Genomic DNA, 12851 nt, shown 5'->3' with positions numbered 1-12851 from the left:
GGTTTTTCAGATCGCCTGAACTCAGGCACGACTACCACTGGAGAACCTACTCACCACATTGAGTGGTTTTTCGGCCCTTCGTTGACCGTTGCCGCTCAGTTAGTGGGTTAGTTTGAGGTTTTTTGCTTAGTGCAGGCGCACCTATCCCGTGACCGGTGGACCTTGAGAGGTAAATTTGGCCAGCCGGCGCAGGTTCTGCACCGCAGCGGCCAGCGTGAACTCATCGGTCGCGCCGCTCATGCCACGTAGTCGCAAGCGGTCCAGTTTCAGGATTCGCTTGAGGTGGGCAAACAACATTTCGACCTTTTTACGTTCGTGGCGAGAGCGCTGATATGCCGGCGTTGCTGCAATGCGCCGCGCCACATCACGAGCGGCCTCATGGACGCTGCGAGCGATCTTGCGGAACGCAGTGTTCGGGCAGCACTTGGCTTTCATCGGACACGTTGCGCAGTCGGTCTGCCGGGATCGGAAGATGATGGTGTTGGCCTTGGTGACGTGTGAACGCTCGTTCTTGAAGGCTCGCCATTCACTGCGCAATGCCTTGCCGGCCGGGCAGCGGTATTCCTCAATCTCTTCATTCCAGTGGAAATCGTTGCTCGAAAAACTGTCGTTCTTGCGCTCGGTTTTGTCCCACACCGGCACGTGAGGTTCGATGTCTTTTTCCTCCACCATCCAGGCCAACATCGGCGCTGTACCGTACGCGGTATCGCCGATGAGGCGTTCCGGCTTGATGTCGAACTGCGCTTCAACGCGATCGATCATCGTCTTGGTGCTCTCGACTTCGGCCGTTCGATGAGCGGGTGTAGGCTCCACATCCACGATGACGCCGTGTTCGGTATCGATCAGATAATTCGTCGAGTAAGCGTAGAACGCGGGGCCGCCTGGAGCAGCGGTCCAGCGAGCCTGTGGATCAGTCAGTGATAAACGCTTCGGTAGCGTTTCGGCCAAAGCCTCTTCATCGAGGGCTTCAAGGTACTCACGCACGGCGCGGGTGCTCAGGGCCGGATCGCTCCAGTTGACCTGTTCATCACCCGGTACGCCGCGCTGCCGACTCGCATCCGCTTTGATGATGCTGGCGTCCACAGCAAATCCTTCGCCTTTGACCAGGCCAGCATCCATGCAACGACGCAGCACCTCGTTGAACAACCAGCGAAACAGATCGCTGTCCCGAAAACGGCCGTGTCGATTTTTGGAAAAGGTCGAGTGATTGGGGACTTCATCTTCAAGGCTCAACCGGCAGAACCAGCGATACGCCAGGTTCAAATGGGCCTCTTCGCACAACCGCCGTTCGGAGCGAATGCCGTAGCAATAGCCCACGATCAGCATGCGGATCATCAGTTCAGGATCAATCGACGGACGCCCGATCGGGCTATAAAAATCGGCGAGGTAATGGCGCAGGTCGTTCAGATCGAGACACTGATCAATGCTGCGCAGAAGGTGATTGGCTGGGATGTGATCTTCAAGGTTGAACGAGTAAAACAGTCGATCCTGCCCACTCGATAACTGTCCCATCATGCTGTGTGCTTCCCTGCTGGCCAATGCAGAGATTTTGCCGCAGGCCATACAGGGGAGCTACTTTTTCAACAAAATCGGCCAGAAGCGGCCAGTTCCAGTTGGCGCGCAGTAAACAGGGCATGTTCAAGCCTTCCCAGGGATGCAGAAAGACTCAATCTACTGGCGTGAAAGGGACGCCACCGCAGCTAACTCACCTACCTATACCTATGCCGGTGGAGACAATCAGTCCCAATCGCGCATGGACCGTCAGGCGTTCATTAGTGGTATTTGAACCTACGGTTATCAAATGCAGGCTTCGTCCCTTCCAGAACCTTGACCACGTGGCCGTTGATGACGGGGCTTTCAATGGCACCTGCTGTGTATGAGATTTTCTGGCCATTCGCCCAGTCGAAATGGGGCCAGATGATCTGCTCTCCATCACAGACCACGGCAAGATTCGAGTTATGGGTGACCATGATGATCTGCCGACGCTTCTTGGCCTCCGTGAGCACCGGCACCAAAAGGCTCACCACAGTTTCGTTGTCGAGATTTTCTTCCGGTTGGTCGAGGATAATTGGGGTGCGTCCTTTGTCTACCAGCAGATAGAAGATCAGGAGCAAAGCTCCTCGCTTGCCTGGAGAGAGCTGCTCAATCTCCGCGTCTTGGAACATCAGAAGACAAAAGGGGGACGGATTTATTAATCGGGAGGACTGCCCGCTTCTGGCCGATTTCTGCCAATATTTATCCGCCCAAAACGACCAATTCATATCGGTCACGAATAGCACCCAGGCAAAATCTCGAGCGCCCCCCCACTCTTCAGTGACGTATTTCAACACCACAAACCGGCCCTACCCTAAAACCACTCAGGAATCGCGCTGAGCCTCTTGGCGCAGCGCATCAAGCTGTTGCTGTGCATGGGCAGCCTGGCAGTAGGCGTTGAGGATATCTGCAATCTGGTCGCAATCCAGGGTGATGCCTTCATGCACCAGGCCGGCAGACAGGATGCGGATCTGCGGCTGGGGCTTTTTGAGGGCCATGGCCTGGTTGCCGAATATCTGTCGCGCGGAGCGATGAACAGGCAGGGGCGCATCGGCACGCAACATCAGTTTCTGCTCCGTCAGCCAGCCTTCGTCATTGATGGAGACGTCGACAATGTCCAGCAGATCCACCGGTGCGCTCAGCGTGTCCGCAAACAGCTGGCGGCGGGTCAAGCGCATAAACACGTGTTGCCCGGCGTTGCGGTGCTGCCAGGTGATCAATGCAAACACCACCGCCATCACCGCAGCACACACGGCCAGGCTGGTGGCCCCGCTATTCAGGGCGTACCCCAGCAAGCCCAGGGCAACCAGCAAAAACAGCGGGCTGCGCACCTTGTAGCGGCGCGAGTTAGTGAATTCGGTCTGCTCGGGTACGCGCTGGATAACCTGCTCGAGTTCGGCGATCGCACGCTCGCGCTGGGCGTCGCGGGAGTCGGCGTATTCCTGGCTGAGTGCGCTGGCGAGATCCGACAGCGGATCCGAAGGTTGGGTCATGGATCATTCTCCTTGGACAGTTGGTATCGGCGGTGATACGGGCTGCGTGGCAGCCGACGACGCCGTATGGGTGAGTTGGCTGAACCAGTGTCGGTCGTGTTCGGTGGGTACGCGGGTGGCCTCGGCCAGCAGCGCGTCATCCAGGGTTACGCCCAGTTGCTGGAGGCGGAGTGCCGTCGGCGGGTGTGTATCGAACGGGTGCGCGATGGTGTGGTTCAGCGCCGCGTCGTTCAGGCGCAGTGGCGTGTGTCGCAGGTGGTCGGCCAGGGCCTGGATCAGGTTGGAGTGGCGCTCGGCGAGCAGCGTGTTGATTTCAGCGTCCAGCGCGATCACCCGCAACAGCGCCTGGCAGAACAGGCGCTCACCGCCGATGTTGCCGCCCACCCGATCCGCCGCCAATTCCTGAGCGCGGCCCCAGTGATGCACCGCCAGTTGAAAGTAATGCAGGAAACGTTGCGTCATCCAGATCGCCGGGCGCTCGATCCAGGCCGGGTCGGCATCCTCGGCACGGATAAACGCAAAGTGCAGGCACATCAGGCTGAAATGCGCACCGATCTCGCTGCCCCGCTCGGTGTCACGGCTACAGAAATGGCCCAGCTCATGACCGATGATCGACGCGGCCTCGGCCTGGCTCAGGGTCGAGAGGTAGGTCAGCGGCAGGTAAAGGGTGCGCCCGCGGAGCAAGTCGCCGGCCGGTTGCAGGGCCACATCAACGCTGGTGACGAAAAACGATTGGTCGATGCCCACCACTATATGGTCGGGCACCGGCGCACCGGTGGCTGTGGCCAGTTGCTCAATCCATGCCCACAAGGCCGGGGCTTTGTCACGCCCCATCCGGTGCCCCAGGAACGCCGAGGACGGGCTATCCAGCGCGTGCCATTGCTGGCGCAGACGCCCGATCAACAGGCAGCCCGCCCATAGCACGGCAATCAGCGGCACCGCCACCAGCAGTATGAGCCAGCCACCGGCTTTCAAATGGCTCCAGCCCCAGCTCAGCTCATACAACAGACTCAGGGCCAACGCGCCCATCAACAGCCCGGCGTAAGCCGCCAGCCAATGCCCCAAGGCACGCCAGCAGAGGAACAGGCGGTCGTAGAGAAAATCCCTGGACTTCAGCGCACGCCAGGCATCCAGCCTCAGCTTGAGCCACGTCGCAGGCCCGGCCACCAACGCGGCGAGGGCCAGCCAGTAGGCCAACCCTGCCAACACCTGACGCACGCGGAGCCAGGCGTAGTAGCCGCCGATATTCTGTGCTTCGCGCAGCACGTCATCGACGCGTCCGCTTTGCACACTGGCCCAGGTCATGAGCACCACCGGCAGCAGCAATATCGTCAGCGGCCACGACCACCGCGCGAACCGGCTCATGGCTCAATTGGCCTGCAAATAATCGGTCAAAAACGCCTGTGCATTGCCTTGGCTGGACAGGAACTCGTCATAGCCGACATTCAGCGCCTGCGATTCGCCAGGCAGGTACAGCTCGCCCCAGCCTTGTTGCAGCACCAGTACCACGAATTTCTGGCCGTCCACGGTGGTGGAATAGCGGGTGTCCTTACTGGTCTTTTCTACGGTCATCTTCTGGATCTTCATGTTCCAGTCGTGGTCGACACCCTCCAGCTGCACCAGCGCCTGATTGTCATTGCGCGCACCGATGCGCAGAGTCCAGACTTTCACGCCGCCTTCGCCGGCATAGGCCAGCACTTTTTCTGCGACTTCCGGGCGGTTTTCAGCCTGGGCGCCACCCGCGATCACGGCCAGAGCCAGGCACAGCAGCGCTGCCCACTTGCGATACATCAACATTTAGGGTTTCCTCGGCAGTTCAAAGGCCACCATTGAAATCAACGCTCAGGCGCCTGCCAAGCGGCGTGGCCGTGGCGCACAACAATAAGGCCGTGACGCACAACAAATGATCGGGCTGCCCAATGTCGATATCATGCAACGCTGCCCACCAGCCCTGACGGACACTTTGCCAATGGACCGCCGCAACCCCTATCTGGACACGCACTTCTGCTTCGATCACCCAGAGGCCCTGAACCAGGCCGGTGTATTCGATGACAGCGCGCGGCAGGTCATGGGCAGCGCGATCGGCCATTACCGCGCGCAGACGCTGCGGTCGCAGCTGCAGTATTTCGACTGCGATCTGCAATTCCCCGAACCGTTGCGCATCCACAAGGTGCTGCCCGACAGCGTGTGCATCGTGCAGGTACTGGGTGGGCAATGGCAGCATCGGGTTGACGGTCGGCTAAATGAATACACGCCCGGCGCGCCGCATGTGCTGGGATTGAGTGAAAGTATGGAAGCCATGGACCAGATGCCTGCCGGCAGCCGTGCGCGCATGGCCGGGCTGCGCATCGGCGGCGACTATCTACGCGAATTGGCTGAAGAAGACCCGTCACTGCAATCGCTGGCCAGGCTGCTCGACGATGGCATGCACTTTTCCGAACTGCGCGGCTGTCGCGCCATCGGGAGTTTGTTCGAGCGCCTTTATCACTCACCCTACCAGGGCGCCTTGGAACGGCTGAATCAGGAGAGCCTGAGCCTGGCCGTGCTGGTCGAGCTGGCGATGCACCTGGCGCCACAGCCAGCTGAGCAGGTGGCCACGTCGCGCAGCCATTCGGACCTGGCACACGAAGCACGCTTCAAGCTCGACGCCAACCTGATGAACCCACCTGGCACTCCGGCGCTGGCACGGGAACTGGGCGTGGGTGAAACCACCCTGAGACGTGCCTTTAGCCGGGTGTACGGCCAGTCGATGCTCGATTACGTGCGCCAACAGCGCCTGGAACTGGCGCGCACTCTGTTGCGCCAGCGCAAATGGCACGTGGCGCAGATTTCCCACCGCCTGGGCTACTCCAATCCTGCCAATTTCAACCATGCCTACAAGGCGTATTTCGGCCATCCGCCAGGGGCTGAAGTCTGAGGTCGGCGACACTTGCTCTGTCGCCCTGCGCATCCATACGTCCGCTTTTGGCCGGTTAGCGACCGTCGCTCTGATTAGCCATCCTTTTCTTTCCACACGTGGAGGGCTTGTCATGAACATCATCGCTACCTGCAGCCGTCAGTCCTGGAACCCGAGCTTGTACTCCTCGCGAGTGAGTCAGGATCAGCGTCACCGCTCACACGGCCCAGAGACCATCGCCTAAGCTGATACTACGCGAATGAGTGACCGGACCAGCGTAGCCGAAAGATGCCAGCGGTTATCCCTTTCCATCTCGGCGCCCTACTTGCCCAGCACGTACTGACCGAAATTATTGATGTGATCATCCAGGTTATCCTCAAGCATCATCCGGTACTGATCACAGAAATACTTCAGCAATGCCTCCCTCGCATCGGCCATTTCCGCAGCAGATTTGAAGTTCTGCGCGCTGGCCCAGGCGTTGAAACGCGATGTGCCAAACAGCATTGACGCGCTGATCTCGCCGAGGTTTCCATAGGTTTTCAGCTGTTCGTTGGACAGCTCAATATGGGCGTCTGCGCGGTCGTAGAAGGCGTGGTCGGTGGCGTCGGCCATGATAAGGCTCCGATAAGCAAATGAGGGGCGTCATTGGAGCATATCCCACGGCTGGATTGCAGATGCCTGGCCTCTACGCGAAAGAGCGGTGAAGCCCGCCTGATTTAAGTGGGCCCCCTCTCCTGCCTTCCATGCAGCCACATCAGAAATCAACAGTGGCCGATACCTTCAGCGTGCGCGGCGCACCTTGAGTCAGATAACCACCGTTGGCCGAGGCCCAGTAATTTTCGTCGGCGACGTTCTCCAACATTGCGTTCAAGGTCAGGGCGCGGCCATCCAGGTGGGTCCGGTAGCGGGCGCCCAGGTCGACGCGGGTCCAGGCGGGGATGCTGTATTCGTTGGCGCTGTCCACGAATTGGCCGCCCGTGCGCAGTAGCAGGCCGTTCAGGCTCACCCCGGGCAAACCGGGCACATCCCAGTCGGCGCCCAGATTGAACTGGAACAGCGGCACACCCACCGCCTGGTTGCCATCGTCGCGACCGCCAGCGGTGCCGCGCAGCTCGGCTTTGGTCCAGGTGGCGCCGCTCAGCAGGCGCAGGCCGTCCAGCGGCTCGCCGAACATGCTCAGTTCCACGCCGCGATTGCGCTGCTCGGCATCCACCCGGTAGTAGCCGTCGCCGCCGAGCACGCCCTGGGGCTGCTCGATGCGGAACAGGCTAAGACTACCGCCGAAGGTGCCCCAATCCAGCTTGGCGCCCACCTCCGTCTGCTTGGAGCGATAGGGCGCGAACATCTCGCCGTTGTTGAGCGCGGCGACCGGCGCGGTCGGCCCCTGTTGCAGAGACTCGACGCGGTTGGCATAGAGCGACAGGTACTCGGTGGGCTTGATCACCAGGCCATAGGCCGGCGTGGTGATGCTTTCCTGGTAGCTGGCGGTGCGGGCACCGCTGGCCGCGCTCCACGCATCAGCGCCGATGGATTGGCGGCGCAGGCCCAGGGTCAGCAGTACGCGGTCGTCGAGGAAGCCCAGGGTGTCGGACACCGCCAGGCTGCGGTTCTGTACTTTGGCGACGGTGTCCGGGTCGTGGATGTCGCCGGAAATGCTGGTGGCCGGCGGCTCGGCGACGGGCTGGCCCGCATACAGATTGCCGAAGCCACGACTGCCCGCCGCGGTGGACTCGAACGCGTTACGCTTCTCCTGCCAGATGCCGTTGGCGGCCAGGTTGATGCGATGGCTGACCGGCCCGCTCATGAGTTCGCCGCGCAGTCCTGTGACGGCGCTCAGGGTCTCTTGGTCCAGCGGCGAATAGAGGCGGCCGATACGTGCGTCGCCATTTTTACCGTAGACGTAGTTGGAGGCGTAGACCCCGTTCTCCCGCGTGTATTTGCCGCCTGCGCTCAAGTAGGCGGTCCAACTGGGCGACAGGTCGTATTCGGCGCTGAACATGCCATAGGTGTCTTCCAACTGCGACCAGCTCCAGGGCTGCGCGTAGTTGTGGTCTGAGTCCGGTGCCGACGGCGTCTTGCCGTTGAGCGTGCTGGTAGGCCCCGTCGTGGTCAGATAGACCACCGAACGCCCCTCATTGACCCGTTGCTTCTGGTACCCGACATCGGCAGACAAACGTAGATCGTCACCGCGATAGTCCAGGCCGAGGGTGGCCAGGCTGAAGCGCGAGTGTTCATCGTCCACCGCTGTCTCGCCCTCACGCTGGGCCAGGTTCACCCTTACGCCAAAGCGGTTGTCCTCGCCGAAGCGCTGGCCCAGGTCGAGGTGCCCGCCCACTCGGCTGTCGCTGACATAGTCCAGGGTGGCGCTGCGGGTAGGAGTGTCCTCGGCACGCTTGGACACCACGTTGATCGCCCCGCCGACACCGCTGCCCGACGGAGATACACCATTGACGAAGGCGTTGGCGCCCTTGAACACTTCGACCCGCTCGACCGACTCGGTGGAAATGATCTGGCGCGGCAAAATGCCGTACAGTCCGTTGAAGGCAATATCGTCGCTGAACAGTTGAAACCCGCGCACGACGAACACCTGGGAGAAGTTGCCAAAGCCGAACGACTGCCGCACGCCTGGATCGCTGGCCAGCACATCGGCCAGGGTCTGCGCCTGGCGCTTCTCGATCAGCTCGGAGGTGTAGCTGGAGAAAGCGAAAGGCACATCCTGCATGTCCTGGTTGCCCAGCACGCCGATGCGCGCGCCCCGCGCCGCTTCCCCGCCGGCGTACTCGGCCGGCAGGTCGACACGGCCTTCGGTGGTCCCACTGATAGTGATCGATCCCAGCTCCAACGCGCCCTGCTCCGGCAGCGGCACCAGCGTGAAGGTGCCGTCATCGCCGGTCTGGAAGGTCAGGCCGCTGCCCGCCAACAACCGCTGCAGGCCGTCGATCACCGAATAATCGCCCTTGAGCGCCGGCACCACACCGCTGCCACGGGTCAGGCCGGCGTCATAGAGCAGACGCACGTCGGCCTGCTCGGCAAAATCGGTGAGCGCCGCGTCGAGCCGCTGGGCAGGCACGTCGAGCGCGACGGCGTGCGCCTTTGCAGCAGCCATGGCCAGGGGTAGAACGGCTAGCGCCGCGAGGAAGGAAGTCGACCGCATGCTGATGTCCTTGGCTATCAATACGAAGAAGTCGCATTTGCAGGAACGGAAGACGAAGGCGGCGATGATTTCTGAACCATCGCCGCCTAAATATTTGCTTTTTTTCTTTAAGGGCCAGGTGCGACGCGGGTCTCAGTGGCGTGAGGCGACCAGAATCAACCCCGGCAAGCGCACCAGGCGCACAGGCAAGGTGCTCTCCACGGCACTCAATACGGCCTGTGGATCGTCCAGGGCGAATACACCGGTCACCTGGAGTGTGCGAGCGGCTTCGTCGACAAACAGCACCCGTGCAGATTGGCTGCGCTCAAGCTCAGCGAACACTTGCTCCAGGGGGCGGTCGCGCAATACCAGCTTGCCGCGCTGCCAGCCCAAGCGCTGGCGCGCGTCCAGTGCCTGCGGCGCCTGCAACTCCGCGCCGCGCCACTGCACCTGCTGCCCGCCGACCACCGCCAGCGGCTCGCGCCCGTCGCTGGAGGCCAGCACTCGGCCCTCGCTGACCACGAGGTCGACACCGCCCTCCTCCAGCCGCACATCAAAGCGCGTGCCGGTGACGCGTATACGCGCCTCGCCGGCCCTGACAATGAACGGCCGGGCCGGGTCATGGGCGACCTGGAAGTCCGCCTCGCCGCGGTACAGCCTGACCTCGCGGCGACCGTCGACAAACTGCCAGTCCAGTGCCGAATCGCCGTTGAGGGTCAACAGCGAACCATCGGCCAGGCGTAACTCGCGCACCTCGCCCGGTCGGGTGCTGATATCGGCATACAGCCCGATCCAGGTACCGCGCGGTAACCACAACGCGAGCAACAGCATCGCGGCGCAGGCCAGCGGCGCCGCCCAGCGTCGATGGCGACGTACCACGCGTGCCTGAGGTTGCTCCGCCGGACGTTCTATCTGGCCGAGCAACGACCACAGCTCTTCCACCTCACGCGCCGCCTGCTCGTGCTCGGGCGCCGCCTCGCGCCAGGCTTGCGCGGCATTGCGATCGGCAGCGGTGGCACGGCCGGAATGCAGCAGCACCTGCCATTGCCGGGCCTGATCGAGTAGTGAAGGATGAGTCACGGCTGCGGGTCCATTTGCTGCTGGCAGTGTTCAAGGGCCTTCAAGATATAGCGTCCGGCCATGCTTTCCGAGACCCCCAGGCGTTCACCGATCTCACGCTGGGTCAGCCCATCCAGGCGATTCCACAACAACGCCTGGCGCAGGTGCGGCGGCAAATCCTGAACGACGCGCTGCAGTCGCTCCAGGCGCTGGGCGTCGCTTACCGCTCGCTCCGGACCCGGCTGGGCACTGACCAATTCGATGGATATCTCCTCCTCGATGGGGCGCGCTTTCTGCTGACGGCGGTAGTCAATGATCAGGTTGCGTGCGATGCGATAGAGGAAGGCGCGAAGATTGCCGATCTCCTCGCCGGACGCTCGCCGGCGGAAGCGCAACCAGGTCTCCTGGCGCAGGTCGGCCGCCAGCTCTTCGCACTTCACCTGTCGCGTAAGGAAGCGCAGCAGTTCGCTCGAATGGTTTTCGAACTGGCCGTCGGCAGAATGAGGATCGGAGGGCCGGGACACGCAAGCGACTCGAACGGGAAAGAGCCGCGAGGTTATATAAAATGATAATGATTTGCAATTGCTGCGATGTTCGCGCCTCGCCCTTTACCTGCCGCGATGGGCGAAGCTTATTGCACTTAGGCTGAAAATTCTCGTGCCAACGTCTATGGTAGACAGTTGCAGCTGCGTTCAGCGTCTGAATGGCGCGTCGCAGTGGTGGCACTTTGCGGACTTCACGCCTGACTGGAGCATTTCATGACCCCGCATAGCACGCAGGCAACTCCCAGCGAACTTGCAGCGTTCGTCAACGACCACTTTTCGGGGCGCGGGATCCGGCCGGACGGCGTCATCGCCCAGTCCTGGTACCGCAGCGTCGTTGAGCACCGCCTCGACCCTGGCGCGGCGAGCCGCAAGAACATCCTCAGCGCCGAAGACATCCGTCGCCATCAGCAACACCATCAGCAATACCTGGCCATCGCCAGCCAGGGCGTCAGCGGACTGGCGCGGCGTGTGGTGCCGGCCGGCTTTGCGGTGCTGTTGAGCGACGAATACGGCATTACCCTGGATTCTCGGTTGCCTAGCCAGCACGATGCCTACACCCAATCAGGCTTGGTGGTGGGCGCGAGATGGGACGAATCAGTGGTGGGCACCAACGGCATCGGTACCACGCTGGCAGCGACGCAGCCATTGATCATCCACCGTGACGAGCATTTCCTGGCGGCCAATTCCCGCCTGAGCTGCTCGGTAGCGCCCATCTTTGATGCCCAGGGCCTGTTGCGCGGTTGCCTGAATGCGACCTGCATGAACAGCGACGGTCCTCGGGAAAGCCAATACCTCACCTTGCAACTGGTGATCATGTACGCGCGCATGATCGAGAATGCACACTTTCGCCAGAGCTACCGCGACCGTTTGACCCTGTCTCTCGTACCCATCGATGAGATCGCCGACCTGGGCAATGAACAATTGCTCGCCCTGGATGAAAGCGGGCGCGTCATTGGGGCCAACCGGGCCGCGTTTATCGCCCTGGACGCGACCGACACACCAACATTGATCGGTGCCTCCATCGAGCGCCTGCTCTCGATCACCGTGGATGAGCTGCTCCAGCTCACCAACGGCGGCGCCCGAGGCGTGCGTCTGCGGGGCCCTCGGCACGAATCCTTGCTGGACGTCGGCCTGCGTATCCCCTCTGAACGGCACCGCCCGCTCCCCGTCGCCCGCCCCGCTCTTCGGGCCCACCCGGATCTTCAGCAACTCGCCGGCCTGGATGCCCGGCTGCAGCAAAACACCCAGCGCGTGCGCAAGGTGATCGACAAGGGCATACCGATCCTGATCACCGGTGAAACCGGCACCGGCAAGGAGGCGTTTGCCCGTGCGATCCACCATGCAAGCCATCGCCGCGCCGGGCCTTTCGTGGCGTTGAACTGCGCGGCGATCCCCGAGACGCTGATCGAGAGCGAGCTGTTCGGCTATCGCGCCGGCAGCTTCACGGGCGCTAACCGAAAAGGCATGAAAGGCAAGCTGGAACAAGCCAACGGCGGGACGTTGTTTCTCGATGAGATCGGCGACATGCCTGCCCATTTGCAAACCCGTTTGCTGCGGGTGCTGGCGGAGCGAGAAATTTCGCCGCTGGGGGCCGAGGCGCCGGTGACGCTGGATGTTCAGGTGATCTCGGCCACTCACCAGGATCTGCATGCCATGATCCGCGACAAACACTTTCGCGAAGACCTGTTCTACCGCCTGGCCGGCATGAACCTGGCGCTGCCGGCCCTGCGCGAGCGCAGTGACCGAGCCGAACTGATCGATACGCTGCTCGCGGCCCAGCCCGGCGCCCAAGGGTTACAGCTTGACGCCGATGCCCGCCAATGCCTGCTTGATTACGCCTGGCCCGGCAACATTCGTCAGTTGCTCAATAGCCTGCGCTACGCAGTAGCCCTGGCCGAAGGCGGCGTGATTGATCGGGAGTGCTTGCCCTGTGAATTGCTGGCGCCGCAAAAGCCGTCGCCGTCAATCAGCGCCGTGGCGCAGGCCAGCCATCTGGAAGCGCAACTGGACGGTGAGGAGTCCCGCCACTTGCTCGGTACTCTGCGCCGGCATCGCTGGAACATCAGCGCCGCCGCGACGGACCTGGGCATCTCGCGCTCGACGCTGTATCGCAAGATGAAAAAGCACGGTCTTGTCGCGCCCAACGACCTGCCCTGACAGCGGGTCCCGCGGCCAATGAAAATGCCGGCGCC

The 12851-nt window shown here is 62.0% G+C and carries 11 protein-coding genes; 2 read left to right on the top strand and 9 right to left on the bottom strand.

The genetic code is table 11. From position 1 onward, the window contains the following. Positions 1-141: 141 nt before the first annotated feature. The 5 genes from V5F23_RS13395 to V5F23_RS13375 all read right to left on the bottom strand — a co-directional run bounded on the left by V5F23_RS13395 (position 142) and on the right by V5F23_RS13375 (position 4823). Entirely contained in the window at positions 142-1515 is a 1374-nt protein-coding gene (locus V5F23_RS13395; RefSeq protein WP_123578534.1) for a transposase, read from the bottom strand. A gap of 257 nt (positions 1516-1772) precedes the next feature. Beyond that, positions 1773-2270 carry an ATP-binding protein gene (locus V5F23_RS13390; RefSeq protein ID WP_212803790.1) on the bottom strand — a complete coding sequence of 166 codons (498 nt, stop codon included), beginning with the start codon at positions 2268-2270 and terminating at the stop codon, positions 1773-1775. An 87-nt stretch (positions 2271-2357) separates the two neighbouring features. Further along, a complete protein-coding gene (locus V5F23_RS13385) occupies positions 2358-3026 on the bottom strand; it encodes a hypothetical protein (RefSeq protein WP_047739295.1) in 669 nt (222 codons plus the stop codon). 3 nt (positions 3027-3029) lie between these two features. Beyond that, positions 3030-4391 carry a M48 family metallopeptidase gene (locus V5F23_RS13380; protein ID WP_338498722.1) on the bottom strand — a complete coding sequence of 454 codons (1362 nt, stop codon included), beginning with the start codon at positions 4389-4391 and terminating at the stop codon, positions 3030-3032. 3 nt (positions 4392-4394) lie between these two features. After that, the gene (locus V5F23_RS13375; protein ID WP_053144490.1) at positions 4395-4823 is read right to left on the bottom strand and encodes a hypothetical protein; all 429 of its coding nucleotides are present in this window, start codon (positions 4821-4823) and stop codon (positions 4395-4397) included. 172 nt (positions 4824-4995) lie between these two features. On the opposite strand from V5F23_RS13375, the gene V5F23_RS13370 reads away from it, so the two are divergent. Beyond that, entirely contained in the window at positions 4996-5943 is a 948-nt protein-coding gene (locus tag V5F23_RS13370; RefSeq protein ID WP_042731772.1) for an AraC family transcriptional regulator, read from the top strand. Positions 5944-6243: 300 nt separating this feature from the next. Here the strand turns inward: V5F23_RS13370 and V5F23_RS13365 are convergent, their stop codons facing one another. From V5F23_RS13365 to V5F23_RS13350, 4 genes are all read right to left on the bottom strand, one after another. After that, on the bottom strand, positions 6244-6534 hold the full coding sequence (locus V5F23_RS13365) for a DUF3144 domain-containing protein (RefSeq protein WP_047739296.1): 291 nt from the start codon (positions 6532-6534) through the stop codon (positions 6244-6246). Between the two features lie 142 nt (positions 6535-6676). Then, positions 6677-9076 (bottom strand): TonB-dependent receptor, encoded by a 2400-nt coding sequence (locus tag V5F23_RS13360; RefSeq protein ID WP_338498718.1) that lies wholly within the window; start codon positions 9074-9076, stop codon positions 6677-6679. A 132-nt stretch (positions 9077-9208) separates the two neighbouring features. Continuing rightward, a complete protein-coding gene (locus V5F23_RS13355) occupies positions 9209-10135 on the bottom strand; it encodes a FecR family protein (protein ID WP_338498717.1) in 927 nt (308 codons plus the stop codon). Then, positions 10132-10638 (bottom strand): sigma-70 family RNA polymerase sigma factor, encoded by a 507-nt coding sequence (locus tag V5F23_RS13350; RefSeq protein WP_042731766.1) that lies wholly within the window; start codon positions 10636-10638, stop codon positions 10132-10134. Before V5F23_RS13350 ends, V5F23_RS13355 begins: the two co-directional genes overlap by 4 nt. Positions 10639-10872: 234 nt before the next feature. Here V5F23_RS13350 and V5F23_RS13345 point away from each other — a divergent pair, with 234 nt between their 5' ends. Continuing rightward, a complete protein-coding gene (locus V5F23_RS13345; RefSeq protein ID WP_212803788.1) occupies positions 10873-12816 on the top strand; it encodes a sigma-54-dependent Fis family transcriptional regulator in 1944 nt (647 codons plus the stop codon). The last annotated feature ends 35 nt before the right edge of the window (positions 12817-12851 follow it).

The organism is Pseudomonas sp. WP18 (assembly GCF_036689585.1).
Classification (GTDB): domain Bacteria; phylum Pseudomonadota; class Gammaproteobacteria; order Pseudomonadales; family Pseudomonadaceae; genus Aquipseudomonas; species Aquipseudomonas chlororaphis_E.
The sequence above is the reverse complement of the archived record's forward strand: the minus strand, read 5'-3'. Positions and strand labels throughout refer to the sequence as shown.